Origin of the sequence: Paraburkholderia sp. RL17-380-BIE-A, assembly GCF_046028085.1 — a bacterium.
GTDB lineage: Bacteria > Pseudomonadota > Gammaproteobacteria > Burkholderiales > Burkholderiaceae > Paraburkholderia.
In genome coordinates this window covers 211,970-232,342 of record NZ_JARESQ010000005.1, presented here as the reverse complement: position 1 = coordinate 232,342, position 20,373 = coordinate 211,970, and the positions used below count along the sequence as shown (strand labels likewise).

General features: G+C 64.7%; 18 protein-coding genes. 13 read left to right on the top strand and 5 right to left on the bottom strand.

Going from position 1 to position 20,373, the window contains the following annotated elements; translation table 11 throughout:
- Window positions 1-180 precede the first annotated feature (180 nt).
- Both P0D68_RS10600 and P0D68_RS10595 read right to left on the bottom strand, forming a co-directional pair.
- Window positions 181-375, bottom strand: a complete 195-nt coding sequence (locus tag P0D68_RS10600) for a zinc-finger domain-containing protein (protein ID WP_042321180.1) — start codon at window positions 373-375, stop codon at window positions 181-183.
- Window positions 376-437: 62 nt separating this feature from the next.
- On the bottom strand, window positions 438-1,361 hold the full coding sequence (locus P0D68_RS10595) for a branched-chain amino acid transaminase (protein WP_091799376.1): 924 nt from the start codon (window positions 1,359-1,361) through the stop codon (window positions 438-440).
- Window positions 1,362-1,579: 218 nt separating this feature from the next.
- On the opposite strand from P0D68_RS10595, the gene P0D68_RS10590 reads away from it, so the two are divergent.
- The 9 genes from P0D68_RS10590 to P0D68_RS10550 all read left to right on the top strand — a co-directional run bounded on the left by P0D68_RS10590 (window position 1,580) and on the right by P0D68_RS10550 (window position 11,384).
- The gene (locus tag P0D68_RS10590) at window positions 1,580-2,326 is read left to right on the top strand and encodes an AzlC family ABC transporter permease (protein ID WP_408295959.1); all 747 of its coding nucleotides are present in this window, start codon (window positions 1,580-1,582) and stop codon (window positions 2,324-2,326) included.
- The gene (locus P0D68_RS10585; protein WP_091799378.1) at window positions 2,323-2,646 is read left to right on the top strand and encodes an AzlD domain-containing protein; all 324 of its coding nucleotides are present in this window, start codon (window positions 2,323-2,325) and stop codon (window positions 2,644-2,646) included. Before P0D68_RS10590 ends, P0D68_RS10585 begins: the two co-directional genes overlap by 4 nt.
- Window positions 2,647-2,918: 272 nt before the next feature.
- On the top strand, window positions 2,919-4,112 hold the full coding sequence (locus tag P0D68_RS10580) for a phosphoglycerate kinase (protein ID WP_408186550.1): 1,194 nt from the start codon (window positions 2,919-2,921) through the stop codon (window positions 4,110-4,112).
- Between the two features lie 454 nt (window positions 4,113-4,566).
- On the top strand, window positions 4,567-6,003 hold the full coding sequence (gene pyk, locus P0D68_RS10575; RefSeq protein WP_091799384.1) for a pyruvate kinase: 1,437 nt from the start codon (window positions 4,567-4,569) through the stop codon (window positions 6,001-6,003).
- Between the two features lie 221 nt (window positions 6,004-6,224).
- Window positions 6,225-7,289, top strand: coding sequence for a class II fructose-bisphosphate aldolase (gene fba / locus P0D68_RS10570; RefSeq protein ID WP_091799387.1), 1,065 nt, complete (start codon window positions 6,225-6,227; stop codon window positions 7,287-7,289).
- A gap of 132 nt (window positions 7,290-7,421) precedes the next feature.
- Window positions 7,422-8,312, top strand: a complete 891-nt coding sequence (locus tag P0D68_RS10565; RefSeq protein ID WP_091799390.1) for a phosphoribosylaminoimidazolesuccinocarboxamide synthase — start codon at window positions 7,422-7,424, stop codon at window positions 8,310-8,312.
- Between the two features lie 193 nt (window positions 8,313-8,505).
- Window positions 8,506-9,024 (top strand): 5-(carboxyamino)imidazole ribonucleotide mutase, encoded by a 519-nt coding sequence (gene purE / locus P0D68_RS10560; RefSeq protein WP_007180510.1) that lies wholly within the window; start codon window positions 8,506-8,508, stop codon window positions 9,022-9,024.
- A gap of 112 nt (window positions 9,025-9,136) precedes the next feature.
- Window positions 9,137-10,333, top strand: a complete 1,197-nt coding sequence (locus P0D68_RS10555) for a 5-(carboxyamino)imidazole ribonucleotide synthase (RefSeq protein WP_091799393.1) — start codon at window positions 9,137-9,139, stop codon at window positions 10,331-10,333.
- A 10-nt stretch (window positions 10,334-10,343) separates the two neighbouring features.
- The gene (locus P0D68_RS10550) at window positions 10,344-11,384 is read left to right on the top strand and encodes an L-threonylcarbamoyladenylate synthase (protein ID WP_091799396.1); all 1,041 of its coding nucleotides are present in this window, start codon (window positions 10,344-10,346) and stop codon (window positions 11,382-11,384) included.
- Between the two features lie 97 nt (window positions 11,385-11,481).
- On the opposite strand, the gene P0D68_RS10545 is transcribed toward P0D68_RS10550, so the two are convergent.
- The 3 genes from P0D68_RS10545 to dacB all read right to left on the bottom strand — a co-directional run bounded on the left by P0D68_RS10545 (window position 11,482) and on the right by dacB (window position 15,663).
- Entirely contained in the window at window positions 11,482-12,729 is a 1,248-nt protein-coding gene (locus P0D68_RS10545; protein WP_408295967.1) for an SGNH/GDSL hydrolase family protein, read from the bottom strand.
- A gap of 94 nt (window positions 12,730-12,823) precedes the next feature.
- Window positions 12,824-13,786 (bottom strand): sterol desaturase family protein, encoded by a 963-nt coding sequence (locus P0D68_RS10540; protein WP_091799404.1) that lies wholly within the window; start codon window positions 13,784-13,786, stop codon window positions 12,824-12,826.
- Between the two features lie 188 nt (window positions 13,787-13,974).
- Window positions 13,975-15,663: a D-alanyl-D-alanine carboxypeptidase/D-alanyl-D-alanine endopeptidase gene (gene dacB / locus P0D68_RS10535; RefSeq protein WP_408295970.1), complete on the bottom strand. Its 1,689-nt coding sequence runs from the start codon at window positions 15,661-15,663 to the stop codon at window positions 13,975-13,977.
- 219 nt (window positions 15,664-15,882) lie between these two features.
- Here dacB and P0D68_RS10530 point away from each other — a divergent pair, with 219 nt between their 5' ends.
- The 4 genes from P0D68_RS10530 to P0D68_RS10515 all read left to right on the top strand — a co-directional run bounded on the left by P0D68_RS10530 (window position 15,883) and on the right by P0D68_RS10515 (window position 20,336).
- Window positions 15,883-16,545, top strand: a complete 663-nt coding sequence (locus P0D68_RS10530; RefSeq protein WP_408186547.1) for a response regulator — start codon at window positions 15,883-15,885, stop codon at window positions 16,543-16,545.
- A 4-nt stretch (window positions 16,546-16,549) separates the two neighbouring features.
- Entirely contained in the window at window positions 16,550-17,851 is a 1,302-nt protein-coding gene (locus P0D68_RS10525; protein ID WP_408295974.1) for an ATP-binding protein, read from the top strand.
- Window positions 17,852-18,019: 168 nt separating this feature from the next.
- The gene (locus tag P0D68_RS10520) at window positions 18,020-19,537 is read left to right on the top strand and encodes a DegQ family serine endoprotease (RefSeq protein WP_408295977.1); all 1,518 of its coding nucleotides are present in this window, start codon (window positions 18,020-18,022) and stop codon (window positions 19,535-19,537) included.
- Between the two features lie 301 nt (window positions 19,538-19,838).
- The gene (locus tag P0D68_RS10515; RefSeq protein WP_408186544.1) at window positions 19,839-20,336 is read left to right on the top strand and encodes a peptidase associated/transthyretin-like domain-containing protein; all 498 of its coding nucleotides are present in this window, start codon (window positions 19,839-19,841) and stop codon (window positions 20,334-20,336) included.
- Window positions 20,337-20,373: the final 37 nt, after the last annotated feature.

Genomic DNA, 20,373 nt, shown 5'->3' with positions numbered 1-20,373 from the left:
CCGGTTGCATGACCGGCACTGGCCCGTCGAACCACGAACCAGACCGTGACACGTGCAGCCGGTTACGAAGCGAACCCCGCAGCGCAATCGCGCCACACCGCCTGCCACCTCGCCCGCAATAAAGCGGGCGCCCGGCCCGGCAAGCGGCGCCACGAGCAATCAATGCTCAGTGCGCCGTGTTCAATGACCCCTGACCACTTCGCCGTCGCGCAGCTTGTAACGCGTGCTGCAGTACGGGCACTTGGCTTCGCCGTGCGTGACGTCGATAAAGACGCGCGGATGGGCGCTCCAGCGCGGCATGGCCGGGTTCGGGCAGTAAGCCGGCAGGTCTTTTGCCGACAGTTCGACCAGCGGCATTTCCTTGATTTCGCTCATGAGGGATTCTCGTTGTATGCAGGGGGCGTGCGTTGCGCCGGTTCACACCGGCGCCGCGCGCGTTAAATCTTGGTGAGCCAGTGCGCGTACTTGTCGCTCTTGCCGTTCACGATGTCGAAGAAGCCCGATTGCAGCTTTTCGGTGATCGGCCCGCGTGCGCCCGAGCCGATCGTGCGGTTGTCGAGTTCGCGGATCGGCGTGACTTCGGCGGCGGTGCCGGTGAAGAACGCTTCGTCGCAGGTATAGACTTCGTCGCGCGTGATGCGCTTTTCGATCACCTGAATGCCCGCGTCGCGCGCCAGCGTAATGACCGTGTCGCGCGTGATGCCGTCGAGGCACGACGCCAGGTCGGGCGTGTACAGCTTGCCGTTGTTCACGAGGAAGAAGTTCTCGCCTGAGCCTTCCGACACGTAGCCGTCCACGTCGAGCAGCAGCGCTTCGTCGTAACCGTCGGCGATGGCTTCCTGGTTGGCGAGGATCGAGTTCACGTACCAGCCCGACGCCTTGGCGCGGACCATCGACACGTTCACGTGATGGCGCGTGAACGACGAGGTCTTCACGCGGATGCCCTTGGTGATGCCTTCTTCACCGAGGTACGCGCCCCACGGCCAGGCCGCGATCGCCACGTGGATGGTGTTGCCCTTGGCCGACACGCCGAGCTTTTCCGAACCGACCCAGATGATCGGGCGCAGATAGCAGGACTCGAGCTTGTTTTCGCGAACCACTTCGCATTGCGCGGCGGCGAGCGTTGCGTGGTCGAACGGCACGTCCATCTGGAAGATCTTGGCCGAGTTCAGCAGACGCTTGGTGTGTTCCTGCAGCCGGAAAATCGCGGTGCTGCCGTCTACCGTTTTGTAGGCGCGTACGCCCTCGAAGACGCCCATGCCGTAATGCAGCGTATGGGTGAGCACGTGGATCTTGGCATCGCGCCAGTCGATGAGCTTGCCATCCATCCAGATCTTGCCGTCACGGTCGGCCATTGACATACGATTCTCCAGCAGGTGCGTTGTTAGGCGTAGCTATGGCAGGTATCGCCAAGACGAGCATTTTAGCGTCTTTTGCACACGGAACGGGCATTTGGGCGCATTCCGGACGCTATAATCCAGCGCACGCATAAATCAAATCCGGATGCGCCAGCGGGTGCTTGACGACCTGGCGCCGACTTCCCTTCATTGCGACGCCTTTGGCGCCCGCGTTTCGCTTCATGCTCGCTCGCCTGTCAGAAACAGATCGCCGTGCCTTCCGCCAGGGCGCGCGCGACTATTCGCCCACGCTGATGGCGATTTTCTCCTGGGGTCTCGTCACCGGCATTGCCATGAGCAAGTCGGTGCTGACGCTGCCGCAGGCGCTCACCATGTCGCTGCTGTGCTATGCCGGCTCGTCGCAACTGGCGGTGCTGCCGCTGCTCGCCGCCAAGCTGCCGGTCTGGACCGTGCTGCTCACCGCCGCGATGGTGAATACGCGTTTCGTGATCTTCAGCGTCGGTTTGGCGCCGCATTTTTCCTATCTGTCGATGTGGCGGCGCATCGTGCTGGGCTATTTCAACGGTGACGTGATCTACCTGCTGTTCCAGAAGAAAAGCTTTCCGACCGGCTATGTGCCCGGCAAGGAGGCGTACTACTGGGGCATGGCGCTGTGCAGCTGGCTGTCGTGGCAGGTGTCGTCGATCGCCGGGATTCTGCTGGCAAGCCTGATTCCGGACAACTGGGGCCTCGCGCTGGCGGGCACGCTGGCTTTGCTGCCCATCATGGTGTCGGCGATCGCGACGCGCTCCACGCTGGTCGCGGTCACGATTGCCGGCGTGGTGTCGCTGCTCGCGTTCGACCTGCCGTACCGGCTCGCGCTGCCGCTCGCGGTGATCGCGGCGATCGTCGCGGGCAGCGCCGCCGACCTGATGGTCGAGCGCGCGGACCTGCGCCGCATCCGCAACAACGCCGGAGGTTCCCAATGACGTCCACGCAGATCTGGCTGGCCATTTTCGGCATGACCTTCGTCACCGCCGTGACACGCGCGATGTTTCTAATCGGCGGCGAGCGCACCGTTTTGCCGGCGCGGGTTCAGCGCATGCTGCGCTATGCGCCGGCGGCGGCATTGGCCGCCGTGGTGTTGCCGGATGTGCTGGCAACGCCCGACGGCCTGTCTTTCGCGCTGTCGAACCATGAGTTCTACGCCACGCTGGCGGGTCTCGCGTGGTTTTTGTGGCGGCGCACCATGCTCGGCACGATTGTCGTCGGAATGGTCGTGTTCACCTTATTGCGCCTCTTCATGTAGCTGGCGAGGCAGGAAATGTTGCAACGCGGCATGCGCGTCGCATCCTTCAAATACGGGACATTCGCCGAGTCGCGGGTCAGAAGGCAGTGTGGATCAGTTAAAATGGCCATTTCCGGGATAACCGCGCCGCTGCAAGGCGCGCGAAGCCGCGGCCCAGCCGCCGGCACCCGATTCAGTGGAGCCGCTACCGTGCCTGAGCGCTGGAGTTCGCCGCGTTCGAGTGCCGCGCGCCGTCCGCCAACGCCTTTCCATCAACTCGCACACACACGCCCATGAACAAGGTATTGCGTCTCTCCGATCTGATCGCCGAAGGCAAGCTATCCGGCAAACGCGTGTTCATCCGCGCCGATCTGAACGTGCCGCAGGACGATCAAGGCAACATCACCGAAGACACCCGTATCCGCGCCTCCGTGCCGGCGATCAAGGCAGCGCTCGACGCAGGCGCCGCCGTGATGGTCACGTCGCACCTGGGCCGCCCGACCGAAGGCGACTTCAAGCCGGAAGATTCGCTCGCGCCGGTCGCCAGGCGTCTGGCCGAACTGCTCGGCCGTGACGTGCCGCTGGTGGCGAACTGGGTGGAAAACGGCGTGAACGTCGCGCCGGGCTCGGTCGTGCTGCTGGAAAACTGCCGCGTCAACAAGGGCGAAAAGAAAGATTCCGACGAGCTCGCGCAAAAAATGGCGAAGCTCTGCGATATCTACGTGAACGACGCATTCGGCACCGCGCACCGCGCCGAAGCCACCACCCATGGAATCGCCAAGTACGCGCCCGTCGCATGTGCCGGCCCGCTGCTCGCCGCCGAACTCGAAGCGCTCGGCAAGGCGCTCGGCGCGCCGAAGCGTCCGCTGGTGGCGATCGTGGCCGGCTCGAAAGTGTCGACCAAGCTGACCATTCTGAAGTCGCTCGCCGACAAGGTCGATCAGCTGATCGTGGGCGGCGGCATCGCCAACACGTTTATGCTGGCCGCGGGCCTGAAAATCGGCAAGTCGCTCGCCGAAGCCGATCTGGTGAACGAAGCCAAAGCCATCATCGACGCCGCGAAAGCCCGCGGCGCTTCCGTGCCGATCCCGACCGACGTGGTCACGGCCAAGGAGTTTTCGCCGACCGCCAAGGCCGAAGTCAAGGCCGTCGCCGATGTTCAAGACGACGACCTGATCCTCGACATCGGGCCGGAAACGGCCAAGGTGCTCGCCGCGCAGCTGGAAAAGGCCGGCACGATCGTGTGGAACGGTCCGGTCGGCGTGTTCGAATTCGACCAGTTCGGCAACGGCACGAAGACGCTGGCGGACGCCATCGCCAAATCGGCGGCGTTTTCGATTGCCGGCGGCGGCGATACGCTCGCTGCGATCGCCAAGTACGGCATCCACGACAAGGTCAGCTATATATCGACAGGCGGCGGCGCTTTCCTCGAGTTCCTCGAAGGCAAGAAGCTGCCGGCGGTCGAAGTTCTGGAATCGCGGGCTTAACGTGGCGACGCGCTCCCCAACGGCAAAGTCTGCAAAAGTGCGCGGCGGCAAGCCGCGCAATCTCGCGGCAGAATCGGCAGGGGAGCGCGCGGCGCGCTCCGCGGCCACGCCGGCAGCGCTCGAGTCCGCGGTTGATGCCGCGGTCGGTTCAGCTAGCCAGCAGCAGGAAGTATCCGGGGCGTCCCTCGCGTTCGCGGAGTTGACCACTGTCAGTGAGGCAGCGGAATTGTCCAGCGCAGATGCTGGAGAGACCGCCTCGCCGTCCGCAGAACTCCCCGACGAAGAACTCGTCCCCCCACCAGCGCGCCCCGTGCTGGTCTCGAATACCGCTTCACCCCATAAAGCGACGCTGGTTTCAACCGGCGCGCAGCCCCCGGCAGCATCCTTCGGTGCGCAGCCTCCGCATCCGACTCGCAGCGCTCTTTCCAGCGATCTCACCCAGACGAGGAGACTCATGCATCGCGCCACCAAGATTGTCGCTACCATCGGACCGGCTTCCAATACGCCGGAAATCCTGCTGCAAATGATTCAGGCAGGGTTGGACGTGGTGCGGCTCAATTTCTCGCACGGCACCGCCGACGACCACCGCCAGCGCGCCGAATTCGTGCGCGAGGCGGCCCGCCAGGCCGGCCGCGAAGTCGCCATCATGGCGGACCTGCAAGGCCCGAAGATCCGGGTCGGCAAATTTGAAAACGGCAAGATCATGCTGGTCGCCGGCGAGCCGTTCGTGCTCGACGCGGACTGCGAACTCGGCAACGAGCAACGCGCCGGTCTCGACTACAAGGACCTGCCGCGCGACCTGAAACCGGGCGACGTGCTGTTGCTCAACGACGGCCTGATCGTGCTGGACGTCTCGCGCGTGATCGGCAACGAGATCCACACGGTCGTCAAGATCGGCGGTGAGCTGTCGAACAACAAAGGCATCAACCGCCAGGGCGGCGGTCTGTCGGCGCCCGCGCTGACCGCCAAGGACATGGAAGACATTCGCACCGCCATGTCGCTCAGCGTCGATTATGTCGCGGTATCGTTCCCGAAGAACGCCACCGACATGGAAATGGCCCGCCAGCTGGCGAACATCGCCGGCGCGCCGTTCGGCATCAAGCCGAAGATGATCGCCAAAATCGAGCGTGCGGAAGCCATTCCGGCGCTGCAAGGGATTCTCGACGCATCAGACGGCATCATGGTGGCGCGCGGCGATCTGGCCGTGGAAGTGGGGAATGCCGCAGTTCCGGCGCTGCAAAAGCGCATGATTCGTATGGCACGCGAATCGAACAAGTTCGTGATCACCGCCACACAGATGATGGAGTCGATGATCCACGCGCCGGTGCCGACCCGCGCCGAAGTGTCGGACGTCGCGAATGCCGTGCTGGACGGCACGGACGCGGTGATGCTGTCGGCGGAATCGGCGGCGGGCAAATATCCGGTGCAGACCATCGAGACCATGGCGGCGATCTGTATCGAAGCCGAGAAGTCGGAGCAGTCGGAGCTGGACAAGGATTTCCTCGACCGCACGTTCACGCGGATCGACCAGTCGATCGCCATGGGCGCGCTCTTCACGGCGTTCCATCTGGGCGCGAAGGCGATCGTAGCGTTGACGGAATCCGGTTCGACCGCGCTGTGGATGTCGCGTCACTCGACCCACGTGCCGATCTTCGCGCTCACGCCGCGGGTCGGCAGCGAACGGGCCATGGCGCTGTATCGCAACGTGACGTCGCTTCATCTGGACACCAACACCGACCGCGACACGGCGTTGCAGCAGGCGTTGGAAACCGTGGTGAGCAAGGGTTACGCGTCGCGCGGCGATATGGTGGTGCTGACTGTCGGCGAGCCGATGGGGCAGGCCGGCGGTACGAATACGCTGAAGATCGTACGGGTGGGCGAGCCGTATTGATCGGATCGACCCACATGGCTCGATCGGCACGCAGTTGATTGGGCGAAGCAGGCTGCCATGCCCCGCGAGAGGCGGCGCACCGGCTCCAATCGCGCGTTGCAGCGGGTAGGACCGCTCCGCGCTTTAGGGAAGGTGTGAACGGGTATGCGGCTTGCTTCGCGATAAAATCGCCCAAAAGATGCCGACGGCACAAGAATTCGTTTCAATCTAAGGAGTTAAGCATGCCTCTCGTATCAATGCGTCAACTGCTGGACCATGCCGCTGAAAATGGCTACGGCCTTCCGGCATTCAACGTGAACAACCTGGAGCAGGTGCAGGCGATCATGGCGGCGGCCGACAAGGTCAACGCACCGGTCATCATGCAGGCATCGGCCGGCGCGCGTAAGTACGCGGGCGAGGCGTTCCTGCGCCACCTGATCGAAGCCGCGGTCGAATCGTATCCGCATATTCCGGTCGTGATGCACCAGGATCACGGCCAGTCGCCGGCGGTCTGCATGGCCGCAATCCGCAGCGGCTTCACCAGCGTGATGATGGACGGTTCGCTCGAAGCCGACGGCAAGACGGTCGCATCGTACGAGTACAACGTCGAGGTGTCGCGCAAGGTCGTGGAAGCGGCGCATTCGATCGGTATCACGGTGGAAGCGGAACTGGGCGTGCTCGGTTCGCTGGAAACCATGAAGGGCGACAAGGAAGACGGCCACGGCGCGGAAGGCACGATGACGCGCGAGCAGCTGTTGACCGATCCGGAGCAGGCTGCCGACTTCGTCAAGCTGACCCAGTGCGACGCACTGGCTATCGCGATTGGTACGTCGCACGGCGCGTACAAGTTCAGCAAAAAGCCCACGGGCGACATTCTGTCGATCCAGCGCATCAAGGAGATCCACCAGCGCATTCCGAACACGCACCTGGTCATGCACGGTTCGTCGTCGGTGCCGCAGGAATTGCTGGCTGAAATCCGCGAATTCGGCGGCGACATGAAGGAAACCTACGGCGTGCCGGTCGAGGAAATCCAGGAAGGCATCAAGAACGGCGTGCGCAAGGTCAATATCGACACCGACCTGCGTCTGGCGATCACCGGCGCGATCCGCCGCTACATGGCGACCAACCCGGGCAAGTTCGATCCGCGCGACTACCTGAAGCCGGCGCGCGAAGCGGCGATGAAGATCTGTATCGAGCGCTACACGCAATTCGGCTGCGAAGGCCAGGCCGGCAAGATCAAGCCGGTCACGCTTGATAAAATCGCGGAGAAGTACAAATCGGGCGAGCTCGCGCAAGTCGTCCGCTAAGCTATCAACATGCGCTGCACCTGGCCGTTTGGCCAGGTTGTCGTTAGATCGCCGTTCCCGCATCATCCGGGGAACGGCGTTTCCCTTTTGTTCCGGTCACACTTTTTGCCTCACTTTTAGCGAACCACGACGATGTCTACCCTCTACGAATCCACGCTCCGCTCGCTGCCGTTGCTCGGCCGCGGTAAAGTCCGCGACAACTATGCGGTGGGCAACGACCAGTTGCTGATCGTCACGACCGACCGTCTGTCGGCGTTCGACGTCATCATGGGCGAGCCGATTCCGAATAAGGGCCGCGTGCTCAACGAAATGGCGAACTTCTGGTTCGAAAAACTCAAGCACGTGGTGCCGAACCACCTCACGGGCGTCGCGCCCGAATCCGTGGTGGCGGCAGACGAAGTCGAGCAGGTCAAGGGCCGCGCGGTGGTGGTGAAGCGCCTCGAGCCGATCCTCGTCGAAGCCGTGGTGCGCGGCTATCTGGCCGGCAGCGGCTGGAAAGACTACCAGGCAACCGGTTCGGTGTGCGGCGTCGAACTGCCGCCGGGTCTGCAGAACGCGCAGAAGCTGCCCGAGCCGATTTTCACGCCGGCGGCCAAGGCCGAAATGGGCCACCACGACGAAAACATCACATACGACGAGATGGAGCGCCGCATCGGCACCGAACTGTCGGCCACGATCCGCGACATCTCGATCAAGCTGTACAAGGAAGCCGCTGATTACGCGGCCACGCGCGGCATCATCATCGCGGATACGAAGTTCGAGTTCGGTCTGGACAACCACGGCAAGCTGTACCTGATGGACGAGGCGCTGACCGCGGATTCGTCGCGTTTCTGGCCGGCGGACCAGTACCAGGTCGGCACCAACCCGCCGTCGTTCGACAAGCAGTTCGTGCGTGACTGGCTCGAAACCCAGCCGTGGAAGAAAGAGCCGCCGGCGCCCAAGCTGCCGGACGAGGTGGTCACGAAGACGGGCGAGAAGTATCAGGAAGCGCTCGAGCGCCTGACCGGACATAAGCTCGCCTGATTACGCGCACCGCCTGGATTTGCGCAGCCTGAGAAAAGGCCGCCCCAGGGGTGCCGCTGCGCGGGAAGTCCCTCGCCAAAGAAAGTCCCTCGCCCCGAAGGAAGACGCCTTGAGGGATTGAGGGATCGCCCTCCCGGAATCCGGCGCGAAGCGACCGGTCGGGGGCGCTCTCAAGAAACAAGGAAGCCGTAAGATGAGTGAAGCTCAAACCGCCCACACGCATGGCGCGCCGGTTGTCGGCGTGCTGATGGGCTCCAGTTCCGACTGGGAAGTCATGAAAAACGCCGTGGCCATTCTGCAGGAATTCGGCGTGCCCTACGAAGCCAAGGTCGTGTCCGCGCACCGCATGCCCGACGAAATGTTCGCCTATGCTGAAAGCGCGCGCGAGCGCGGCATTCGCGCGATCATCGCGGGCGCGGGCGGCGCGGCGCACCTGCCGGGCATGCTGGCCGCCAAGACCACGGTGCCGGTGCTCGGCGTGCCGGTGGCGAGCAAGTACCTGAAGGGCGTCGATTCGCTGCATTCGATCGTGCAGATGCCCAAGGGCGTGCCGGTCGCCACGTTTGCGATTGGTGAAGCCGGCGCGGCGAACGCGGCGCTGTTCGCCGTGTCGCTCCTGAGCGGCACGAGCAACGAGTATGCGGAGAAGCTGGCTGCATTCCGCGTGCGCCAGAATGAAGCGGCCCACGCCATGGTGCTGCCGGCGCTGTAAGCGCACAGACTGATTGCTTGAAGACGTTCCCTGTCCGACCCCCGGCCGGGTGCCTGCCATCGCATTGCAAGCACGCATTGCACACAGCACCCGGCCGCGACCGACCACTAAGATGAACCCAGACAACACACCGGTTTCACCGATTCTGCCCGGCGCATGGCTTGGCATGGTCGGTGGCGGCCAGCTCGGCCGCATGTTCTGTTTTGCCGCTCAGGCCATGGGCTATCGCGTCGCCGTGCTCGATCCGGACGAAAACAGTCCGGCGGGCGCCGTCGCCGATCGCCATCTGCGCGCGGCATACACCGACGAAGCATCGCTGACCGAACTCGCGCGGCTGTGCGCCGCAGTGTCCACCGAGTTCGAGAACGTGCCGGCCGCGAGCCTCGATTTCCTCGCGCGGACCACCTTCGTGAGTCCGGCCGGCCGCTGCGTCGCCGTGGCCCAGGACCGCATTGCCGAGAAGCGCTTCATCGCCTCGTCGGGCGTGACGGTCGCGCCGCACGTGGTGATCGAATCGTCGGACGCGCTGGCCGCGCTCGACGACGCCAGGCTCGAAGCCGTGCTGCCGGGTATTCTCAAGACCGCGCGCCTCGGCTACGACGGCAAAGGCCAGATTCGCGTGCGCAACGCCGAGGAAGTGCGCGAGGCGCATGCTTCGCTCGCCGGCGTGCCCTGCGTGCTGGAAAAGCGCTTGCCGCTGAAGTTCGAAGTGTCCGCGCTGATCGCGCGGGCGGCGAGCGGCGCCTCGGTGGTCTATCCGCTTGCGCAGAACACGCATCGCGACGGCGTGCTGTCGCACACCATCGTCCCGGCGCCGGACGCGAGCCCGACACTGGTCCAGCAAGCGCAACAGGCCGCGCTGCAAATCGCCGACAAGCTCGGCTACGTGGGCGTGCTGTGCGTCGAGTTTTTCATCCTCGAAGACGGTTCGCTAGTCGCCAATGAAATGGCGCCGCGTCCGCACAACTCCGGCCATTACACCGTCGACGCCTGCGCGACCAGCCAGTTCGAGCAGCAGGTGCGCGCCATGACCGGCATGCCGCTTGGCGACACGCGCCAGCACTCGCCGGCCGTAATGCTGAACATTCTCGGCGACGTGTGGTTTCCGGACGGCCCGAAGCGCCCGGCTGTCACGCCGCCGTGGCAGGAAGTCGCCGCGATGCCGGCCGCGCGTTTGCATCTGTACGGCAAGGAGGAGGCGCGTTGTGGCCGGAAGATGGGTCACGTGAACTTCACGGCGGCTACGCTCGAAGAAGCTCGTACGGCTGCGCGCGATTGCGCGCGTCTCCTGCATATCATCACGGGCTGACACGAGCGCCATGCCGGATCAACAGAAACCCGCCGAAGGCGCATTGCCTGTGAGCGCCACGCAGATCGAACACGCGGCGGCTCTGCTCGACGCGGGAGAGCTGGTCGCTTTTCCGACGGAGACGGTGTACGGGCTCGGCGGCGACGCGGAGAATCCCGACGCGGTCGCGCGGATTTACGCGGCGAAGGGTAGGCCGGCGAATCATCCGGTCATCGTGCATCTCGCGCCGCACGGCGATCCGAACTACTGGGTCGAGCACTTGCCCGCGGAGGCACAGCGGCTCATCGACGCGTTCTGGCCCGGGCCGCTCACGTTGATCCTGAAGCGCGCCGCGCGCATTCCGGCGGCGGTCAGCGGCGGCCAGGATTCGGTGGGGCTGCGCTGTCCGTCGCATCCGGTCGCGCAAGCCTTGCTCGAGGCGTTCAGCGCATTGCGCGGCGGACATGGCGGTGTCGCGGCGCCGTCGGCGAACCGTTTCGGTCATGTGAGCCCAACCACGGCGCAACATGTGCGGGACGAGTTCGGCAACACGATTCATGTGCTGGACGGCGGCGCGTCGGACGTCGGTATCGAATCGACCATTCTGGATTTGTCGCGCGGCTTTCCGGCGTTGTTGAGGCCGGGGCGCGTGACGCCGCAAGATATCGCCGAAGTGCTCGGCGAGGCGCCGCGCTTGCCAGACGGTTCGGACGCGACTGCGCCGCGCGCTTCCGGCACGTTGAAGGCGCATTACGCGCCGAGCACGCCGTTGGCGCTATTGCCGTTCAACGCGCTGGAGACTTTGCTTGCCGCGCGGCAAGCGGATGAACGCGTGGCATTGGTTGCGCGCGCTTCCCGTGCGGGACATTGGGCCGATGCCGAGGGCGTGCATTTCATCGCCGCACCGGAAGATCCGCATGTCTACGCGCGTGAACTATATGGCTTGCTGAGGGCTCTCGACCGCGCGAACGTCTCGCGAATTCTTATCGAGAAGCTGCCGGATACGATCGAGTGGATCGCGGTGAATGACCGGTTGGGGCGGGCGGCCGCTGCGTTCGAAGCGCAGGGATAGCATCGACAGCGCCCGGTTGAACTCAGCCGGGCCAGGCTTCCCCGCAAAGGCGACGGCGGATCGCCGGATCCGCCGCGTTACCTGCCGCGTTACCTGATTACTTGCCCAACCCCGTTGCCGCGATCTGCTGCTGCACGTACTGCGCGAACAACGCGTGCAGGTGCGTGCTCGGGTGAACCGTATCCGCGAACATGTAAGTCTGGTCAGCGCCAGCCACCGTGTAGGTCTGCGGCGAACAGAACAGCGACGAACCAAACTGTGCGCCGTATTGAGCCGGGGTCAGTCCGTTCGTTGCGCTCGGGTTCGCGGTGGCGTAAGCGGTTGCGTTGCTCTGCATCGACGCCAGGTTACACGCCGTGCCGGTGTTGGACACCGTGAAGCCCAGCGCCTGGTAGTTCGGCAACTGCTGATCCAGCCACGTGAAGGCGTCGGCCACGATGACCTTGCCCGTACCCACCAGGCCGCGGGCCGTCAGGTTCTGCACCAGCAGGTAGTTATACGCCGCGGTAATCCCGGACAGTAGCGCGGCCGTGCCAGGCGTGGACGCGTTGGCCGACACGCCGAGCGGCGTATTGCCGATGTCCGGCACCGTCGACACCACCACGTGGGTCGCGCCCGAGTTGACGATGTTCTGCACTTGCGCCGCGAGCTGGGTGGCGGCCTGCGCGATCTGCGGGTTGGGCAACTGCTGCAGGTAGCCGACGATAAACGCGACCTGGCCCGCCTGCGAGTTCGGCAGTTTGCCGGCCTGCACGAGTTGCGGGTATTGCGTCTGGAGCGCGGCGCCGAGCGCTGTCAGATTGGTGGTGGTCCCCGCGAACTGGAAGATGTCGTTCGCGCCGCCGTTGATCAGCACGAGCTGGTTCGCATTGAAGCTCGTATGCGCACCCAGGTAGTTAGCCACCTGCGTCACGACCGGCACGGTAGTCGCGGCCATGTTATTGGGCGCCCAACCTTGACCTTGCGCGTTCACGACGTCCGAGCCGCCCTGCGCGTAACCGTAGCCGCCCGCTGCGACCAGCGGCTGGCCAAAGCCGCCGAGGTACGCCGGCTTCAACGTGTCGCCGTAGTATTCCGCGACCTTCTGGGTCCACACTTCACCCGGGTTTGTCGTGAAGCGGCCGCCGCCGAAGCTCCCCTGAATCACCGGCGCGTACGTGCCGACGTCCGAGAGGCTGTCGCCGAACGACACGACCTGCAACTTGACGCCGCCCGCAGGCGTGCTGCTCGCATTGTTGTTGTCGCTACCCCCGCCGCAAGCCGCGAGCAGGGCGAACGCCGTGCTGGCAATGGCGATCTGCGTCACGCGCAGCCAATGTTGTTTCCGCGATGCTGTTTGCTTCATGTTGACTACATCTCCTCGTATGTTTGGCCCTTATGCCATGTGTTGCAGGCAGCGCCCGCCGCTTAGGCGGCGTGACGACAGCTTACAGAATCTTCTACGGCCTGCGCGGGGTTTGAAACGCGGCCGTATGGTCTTGATTCACGCGAATCGCTTCGCTCGAATTTCCGCTTGAATCCGCGTGCGACGCCGATGAACCGGCGGCGCGCCGCGCGTGATAATCCGTCGCCCACGAGGGCGGCGCAAACAGTGCGCGCAGCTTGTTGCGCCAGCCGCGCACGCTCGCGAAGTCGGCGCCCATCGACGCCCATTCGTGAAACGTCGCCTTCAGCGGGTTGTACGTGTGAAGTGGCTCGACGATGCCGTAGACCGGCGCATCGCGCTCGTCTTCCTCGACATAGCTGCCGAACAGGCGATCCCAGATCACCAGCACGCCGGCATAGTTGCGGTCGATATAGCGGTCGTTGCGCGCGTGGTGCACGCGATGGATCGACGGCGTGTTGAACACGTATTCGAGCCAGCCGAGTTTGCCGATGGCCTGCGTATGCACGAAAAACTGAAAGCCCAGGTTGATCAGCACGATCGCGACGATCTGCTTCGGCGGAAAGCCGAGCACGGCAAGCGGTGTCCAGAACAGCCACATGCCCGCGATCGGATACATCAGGCTCTGGCGGAACGCGGTCGAAAAATTCATGCGCTCCGACGAGTGATGCACGACATGCGCGGCCCATAGCCAGCGCACGCGATGGCTGCAGCGATGGAACACGTAGTAGAGCAGATCCTGAGCGACGAACAGCACAACGAACGAGACCCAACTCGCCTGCCACGTGTAGATGCGGTAGTGATCGTAGAAGAACGCGTAGACGGGAATGACGGCGAGCCACGCGAGCTTGTCGGCGCCCTGGTGCATCAGCGCGAGCGCCGTGTTGCAGAGCGTGTCGCGCCAGCTATAGAGTTGCGCGCCAGGGCGCGTGCGCAACAGGTGCCACGCCTCCCAGCCGATGCATGCGAGAAAGACTGGCGCCATGGCGAGCAGCAGCAATTCGGCATCGAATTGCATGGTGTCTTCCTCCGTGGTCCCTGGTCGCCGCGCCGTGCGCGAGCGGTGTTGTCGTTATTGTTCGAGTGGGACCGTCAGCGGTGTGCGGTCCCGGCGCCACGTCCAGCGTTTTACGCGCGCCTCAAACACTGCCCGACAGCGTACACGCTAGAGGACGTTGCCGCGCGCGGCTTCGCTAGAAGGAACACTCAGTGAGCGCCGCGCTGGTGCGGGTTTTTCCTGGGCTTGCTGCTGCGCGGTTCGACGACGGGATCGGAAACTTTGGTGAAACCTTGAGACGGGCCCTGGTACACCCATTCGAGCAGCGCATCATGCGCAGCTCGAGCGGCTTCCGAATGCGGATCGTTGATCAGGCTGACGACCACGTAACTATTGCCGTCAGCCGAGGCCACATAGCCCGCGATTGCCCGAACGTCGCGCAACGTGCCGGTCTTGATATGCGCGTTGCCGCCCGCGCCCTGGTTGGTCAGCCGGTTGCGCATGGTGCCGTCCACGCCCGCGATCGGCAGCGACTCCACGAACACCTGCGCGACCGGACTCGCGTTGGCCCGTTGCAGCAGATCGGCGAGCGCGAGTGCAGTGATGTGCTCGTCGCGCGAGAGGCCCGAGCCGTTATCGAGCGTCAGATATTCCATGTTGATGCTGTCGCGGCGCAGAAACGCCTCGATTGCACGCGCCGACTTGGCGGGCGTGGCGGGACCCTTTTCCTCGGCCGCGCCGATCGTCAGGAACAGATTGCGCGCCATTGTGTTGTTGCTGAACTTGTTGATGTCGCGAACGATGTCGGACAGCATCGGCCCCTGGTGTGTCGCCACGAGTTTGGCGCCCACGGGTACGGCGCCTTCGCGCGTCGCGCCGCTGAACGTGCCGCCGGTCTGTTGCCATAGCGCGAGAAAACCGCCCGCGAAAAATGCCGAGTGATCGAGCACCGCGACGTTGATCGTGCGCGGGCCGCAGCGCACCGAGTAGTCGCCGTCGAACGAGGCGACGACGGTGCCGTTCGGCTGCGGCGTGACGGTGGGCGACACGGAGGCCGCGTCGCCGCGGCATGGACCGTTGACAGCGTGCATCTGGTTGTCGATCTGTAACTGCGCGAGCGCGGGCAGCACGTCGATCGCGACGCTGCCGTCGGGCGACGGCGTCAGTGTGAAGGACAGCGATTTGAACGCGTAGAGCAGCGGATCGGGGCCGACGTTGTACGGCGCGGTGGCGTCGTCGTCGAACGGCGGCAGGTCGCGCGTGGACGGATCGAAGTAGCGCTTGTCGAGCACCAGCGCGCCGTCTATGCCGTTGATGCCCGCCTTGTGAATCTTCTGGACGAGATCGATCAGTTCTTCCGGCACGAGCTTCGGGTCGCCCGTGCCCTGAATGTAGAGGTTGCCGTGCAGCACGCCGTTGGCGTCGACCGTGCCGTCCGTATAGGCGCTCGTGCGCCAGCGGTAGTCGGGGCCGAGGATCGACAACCCCGAGTAGGTGGTGACGAGCTTCATGGTCGAGGCGGGCATCATCGGCTTGCCGGCGTTCAGCGCGACGATCGGCGTGCGGTCGCCGACTTTCTCCACCACCACGCTGATCGACGACAGCGGCACGTGTGCGCGCTGCAAGCCGGCCATCACTTGCGGCGGCAATACCGTGGTGACGTTGACGCTCGGATGCGCGGCCTTGACGCGAGCCTGCGCGGCGAGCGGCAGCGAGGCGCTGCAGCCGAGCGCGACGCAGGCGAGTAGCCAGGCGCTCGCGCGCGGCGCGAAGCGGCGAGGCAGCCGAGATGCGCAAGCAGTGGGAACAGTGGAAGCAGTAGAAGCAGACGGGAAACCCGGACGCCGCGCGGCAAGGCGCACGCGGCGTGCGAGAGAAGACAGAAAAGCGTGCGTCATGGACGGGCGAAAAAGCAAAATGTCAGGGCGTGGGGCACGCGGTAATCCGGGTTGCGGCAGGGCGTCGCGTGATACACGGACGAATCGCCGGCCGCGCGACGCAAAGCGCCCATTGTAGTGACATGCCGCGAGGCTGCGGTGGAAAATGCGCCACGCGCCGCACATGCCTGAGGCGGGCGCTAGAATGCGGCATCATCGAACGATTCGGAACGGATAACCATGCGCATCTTGCTAGTCGAAGACGACCGGATGATCGCCGAAGGCGTGCGCAAGGCGCTGCGCGGCGAAGGCTTCGCGGTCGACTGGGTGGAAGACGGGGAGGCGGCGCTCAGCGCGGCGGCCAGCCAGCCTTACGATCTCGTACTGCTCGACCTGGGGCTGCCCAAGCGTGACGGTCTCGACGTGCTGCGCACGCTGCGCGCGCGCGGCCATGCGCTGCCGGTGCTGATCGTCACCGCGCGCGACGCCGTGGCGGATCGCGTCAAGGGCCTCGACGCCGGCGCCGACGACTACCTCGTCAAGCCTTTCGATCTCGACGAACTCGGCGCCCGCATGCGCGCGCTGATTCGCCGTCAATCCGGGCGCAGCGATTCGACCATCCGCCTCGGCAATCTGACGCTCGATCCCGCCTCGCATCAGGTCACGCTCGACGGCTCGCCGGTGGCGTTGTCGGCGCGTGAATTCGCGCTGCTCGAGGCGCTGCTCGCGCGTCCCGGCGCCGTGCTCTCGAAGAGCCAGCTCGAAGAAAAAATGTACGGCTGGGGTGAGGAGATCGGCAGCAATACCGTCGAGGTCTACATTCACGCGCTGCGCAAGAAACTCGGTGCGGACCTGATCCGCAACGTACGCGGTCTGGGCTACATGATCGCTAAGGACGCCTGAGCCGATGCGTTCGATCCGCCGTCAATTGCTGGTCTGGCTGCTGGCGCTGGTGCTGCTCGGTGTCGGCATCGCCGGTTGGCTGATCTACCGGCAAGCGCTTGCCGAAGCCAACGAACTCTTCGATTACCAGTTGGAGCAGATCGCCGCGGCGCTGCCGTCGGAACCGTTCTCGCAGGTGCTGGGTTCGCGCGACACCGGCGACGAAGGCATCGTGCTGCAAATCTGGAATCGCAACGGCGTGCTGATGTACTACTCGCGTCCGCGTGCGCCGCTCGCGCCGCGCGCCGAGCTCGGCTTTTCGACCGAGCACACGGATCGCGGCGAGTGGCGCGTGTATGGCGCGATCGTCGGCGATAACGTGGTGCAACTGGCGCAGCCGGTGTCCGTGCGTAACCGGCTTGCCGCGAATGTCGCGCTGCGCACGCTGTGGCCGTTGATCGTGCTGCTGCCGTTGCTGGGGCTCGCGGTGTGGGTGATCGTCGGACGCGGACTCAGGCCGCTGCGGCGCGTCACGAGCGCACTCGACGCGCGTCATCCCGAGGCACTCGATCCTTTGCCGGACCAGCGTCTGCCGCTCGAAGTGCAGCCGCTCGTGCGCGCGCTGAACGGGCTGCTCGAACGGCTCGCCACCGCGCTCGATATTCAGAAGGCATTCGTCGCCGACGCGGCGCATGAATTGCGCACGCCGCTGGCCGCCGTGCAGATTCAGGCGCAACTCGTGGCGCGCGCGAAAGACGAAGCCGGCCGCAGCGAAGCGCTCACCGATCTGCAAGCGGGCGTGACGCGCGCCACGCGTCTTGCCGAACAACTGCTGGCGCTCGCGCGTTCCGAGCCGGACGGACTCGCCGCCACCGACGCGATCGATCTGCGCGCGCTGCTCGAAGAATGTGTGCTGGCTTACGCGCCGCTCGCGCAGAATCGCGGCGTCGATCTCGGCATCGAGGCGACAGAGTCCGCCACCGTGATCGGCGACGCCGACGCGCTGCGCGTGATGTTCAACAATCTCGTGGATAACGCAACCAAATACACGCCGCGCGGCGGACATGTGGATGTCGTTCTGCGTGTGGAAGAGGGACACCCGGTCGTGCGGATCGCCGACAGCGGCCCGGGGATCGATCCGGCGGAACGCGATCGCGTGTTCGACCGTTTCTATCGCGCGGGCGCCAGTGCGAACCGCACGCGGACCGACGTGGCGGGTAGCGGTCTGGGTCTCGCGATCGTGCGCCGCATCGCCGTGCAGCATCATGCGGCCGTCTCGCTCGACGAATCGCCGGCGGGCGGCTTGCAGGTCAGCGTGCGTTTTTGAAGGACGGGCTTTCAGTTCGTAAGAGGCTTTGATCGAGGCTTGTGCAACGCTGCAATAGCGCCTCGAAAACAGGATGGAAGCGATCTGTCGCTGCTTAAGACTCTTTTAAGTGACGCCACGTACGCTTCGAGACATCCAAAGTCTCTTTCTCCCAGTCAGGAGTACACGATGAACGCGAAAACCTTGTCCCGCAGCGCTGTTGCAGTGGCTGTCGCCGTGGCGCTCTCCGCCGGCTATGTGGCGGGGCATCGCGACGTGCCCGCGCCGCAGGTGATCACACCGGCGCAAGCCGCGATGATGCCCGCCGAAGCCGCCGCCAAAACCGGCATTCCCGACTTCTCGGGCCTCGTCGAAACCTACGGTCCGGCGGTCGTCAACATCAGCGCGAAACATGTCGTCAAGCAGACGGCGCTGCGCGGCAATTCCGGTAATGGCAACGGCGGCGGCAACCAGTTGCCGATCGATCCGAGCGACCCGTTCTACCAGTTCTACAAGCACTTCTTCGGCGGCATGCCCGGCATGCAGGGCGGCGACGGCGGCGATGCGCCCGATCAGCCGAGCGCGAGCCTGGGCTCGGGGTTCATCGTCAGCAATGACGGCTACATCCTGACCAATGCGCACGTGGTGGACGGCGCGAACGTCGTCACGGTGAAGCTGACCGACAAGCGCGAATTCCGCGCGAAGGTGGTCGGCGCCGACAAGCAGTCCGATGTGGCCGTGCTGAAGATCGACGCGAGCAATCTGCCGACCGTGAAGATCGGCGACCCGCGTCAGAGCAAGGTCGGCCAGTGGGTCGTCGCGATCGGTTCGCCTTACGGTTTCGACAACACGGTGACCTCGGGCATCATCAGCGCCAAGTCGCGCTCGCTGCCTAACGAAAACTACACACCGTTCATTCAGACCGACGTGCCGGTGAACCCCGGCAACTCGGGCGGCCCGTTGTTCAATCTGCAAGGCGAAGTGATCGGCATCAATTCGATGATCTACTCGCAGACGGGCGGCTTCCAGGGCCTTTCGTTCGCTATCCCGATCAATGAAGCGATCAAGGTCAAGGACGACATCGTCAAGACCGGTCACGTGAGTCGCGGCCGCCTCGGCGTGGCGGTGCAGGGCATGAACCAGACGCTGGCCGATTCGTTCGGCATGCAGAGGCCGCAAGGTGCGCTGGTTAGCTCGGTCGATCCGGGCGGCCCGGCCGCCAAGGGCGGTCTGCAGCCGGGCGACGTGATCCTGTCGGTGAACGGCGAGCCCGTTGGCGACTCGTCCGATCTGCCGTCGCAGGTTGCGGGTCTCGCGCCGGGCAGTTCGGCGACCGTGCAGGTATGGCGCGACAAGGCCACCAAGGACCTGAAGGTGACCATCGGCTCGTTGTCGGATGCGAAGGTGGCGTCAGACAAGGCCGATCAGCCGACCCAGTTGCAAGGCCGCCTCGGCGTGGCAGTGCGGCCGCTGACGCCGGAAGAAAAGAGCGGTGCGTCGGTGTCGCACGGTCTGCTCGTGCAGCAGTCAGGCGGCGCGGCGGAAAGCGCCGGCATCCAGCCGGGCGACGTGATTCTGGCGGTCAACGGCCGGCCCATTTCGAGCGTCGATCAGTTGAAGCAGATGATCGCCGGTGCCGGCAACAGCATCGCGTTGCTGATCCAGCGCGATAACGCGCAGATCTTCGTTCCGGTCGATCTCGGCTGATCGGGTGAGCGCGGCGGCTGTACCGGTCGGCGGCCGGGCGGCGGTTTGACCGACGGCTAGCCGATTCGCCCGCGAATTGAAGTAATGCTTGCCGGTCCCGTTGCATTTACTGCCAGCGGACCGGCAATTTTCATTTGGTGCCAACTATTGAAGCAGGGCGTTGCGCGCTACCCGGCGTGGCGCGCAGCGGTTTTCCAGAGGACGCGCCGGCGGCTTGGCACGCAGGTTGCGTCTACCTTGGTCCGGGCCCATCGCGGGGTGCCGGAGAAGCAGGGATAAGACCTCAACAAGGAGCGAACCGATGAAAACCCAACGCAATCAGCGAAGGCTCGTAGCCGCTGCGGTATGCGCAGCGCTCACGCTCGGTCTGGCGGGTGGCGCGTATGCACAGCAGGCAAGCGACACGACCGGCGGCACGACCACCGATCAAACCAGCGCGGGTAACGCCAATGGTGGCGGCCTGCCGCAAATCCAGCAGCAAGGCGATGTCTCGTTCGTGTCGGGCGGCGTCGGCCTCGACGAATCTAAGGCGTTACAGCAGGCGCAAAGCCAGTGGCCACTGTCGCTGCGCTTCACCGGCCCCGGTTCCGACTTTCTCGCCGACGTCCACGTGCGCGTGGTCGATGCGCACAACGGCGAAGTGCTGACAACTACGTCACGCGGGCCGTATATGCTGGTCAAACTGCGCCCGGGCCGCTACACGGTGCATGCGCAATACAAGGATCGCGACCAGTCCAAGGCGGTGACGATCCCGGCCAAGGGTACCGCCAAGGCCGCGTTCTACTGGAACACGCAATAAGCGTGAGGCCGTTTTGCGCGGAGTTGCGGCTAGCTTC

Coding starts and splice junctions, on each gene's coding strand:
- P0D68_RS10600 (WP_042321180.1), bottom strand. CDS start 375: ATGAGCGAAATCAAGGAAATGCCGCTGGTCGAACTGTCGGCAAAAGAC.
- P0D68_RS10595 (WP_091799376.1), bottom strand. CDS start 1,361: ATGTCAATGGCCGACCGTGACGGCAAGATCTGGATGGATGGCAAGCTC.
- P0D68_RS10590 (WP_408295959.1), top strand. CDS start 1,580: ATGCTCGCTCGCCTGTCAGAAACAGATCGCCGTGCCTTCCGCCAGGGC.
- P0D68_RS10585 (WP_091799378.1), top strand. CDS start 2,323: ATGACGTCCACGCAGATCTGGCTGGCCATTTTCGGCATGACCTTCGTC.
- P0D68_RS10580 (WP_408186550.1), top strand. CDS start 2,919: ATGAACAAGGTATTGCGTCTCTCCGATCTGATCGCCGAAGGCAAGCTA.
- pyk (WP_091799384.1), top strand. CDS start 4,567: ATGCATCGCGCCACCAAGATTGTCGCTACCATCGGACCGGCTTCCAAT.
- fba (WP_091799387.1), top strand. CDS start 6,225: ATGCCTCTCGTATCAATGCGTCAACTGCTGGACCATGCCGCTGAAAAT.
- P0D68_RS10565 (WP_091799390.1), top strand. CDS start 7,422: ATGTCTACCCTCTACGAATCCACGCTCCGCTCGCTGCCGTTGCTCGGC.
- purE (WP_007180510.1), top strand. CDS start 8,506: ATGAGTGAAGCTCAAACCGCCCACACGCATGGCGCGCCGGTTGTCGGC.
- P0D68_RS10555 (WP_091799393.1), top strand. CDS start 9,137: ATGAACCCAGACAACACACCGGTTTCACCGATTCTGCCCGGCGCATGG.
- P0D68_RS10550 (WP_091799396.1), top strand. CDS start 10,344: ATGCCGGATCAACAGAAACCCGCCGAAGGCGCATTGCCTGTGAGCGCC.
- P0D68_RS10545 (WP_408295967.1), bottom strand. CDS start 12,729: ATGAAGCAAACAGCATCGCGGAAACAACATTGGCTGCGCGTGACGCAG.
- P0D68_RS10540 (WP_091799404.1), bottom strand. CDS start 13,786: ATGCAATTCGATGCCGAATTGCTGCTGCTCGCCATGGCGCCAGTCTTT.
- dacB (WP_408295970.1), bottom strand. CDS start 15,663: ATGACGCACGCTTTTCTGTCTTCTCTCGCACGCCGCGTGCGCCTTGCC.
- P0D68_RS10530 (WP_408186547.1), top strand. CDS start 15,883: ATGCGCATCTTGCTAGTCGAAGACGACCGGATGATCGCCGAAGGCGTG.
- P0D68_RS10525 (WP_408295974.1), top strand. CDS start 16,550: ATGCGTTCGATCCGCCGTCAATTGCTGGTCTGGCTGCTGGCGCTGGTG.
- P0D68_RS10520 (WP_408295977.1), top strand. CDS start 18,020: ATGAACGCGAAAACCTTGTCCCGCAGCGCTGTTGCAGTGGCTGTCGCC.
- P0D68_RS10515 (WP_408186544.1), top strand. CDS start 19,839: ATGAAAACCCAACGCAATCAGCGAAGGCTCGTAGCCGCTGCGGTATGC.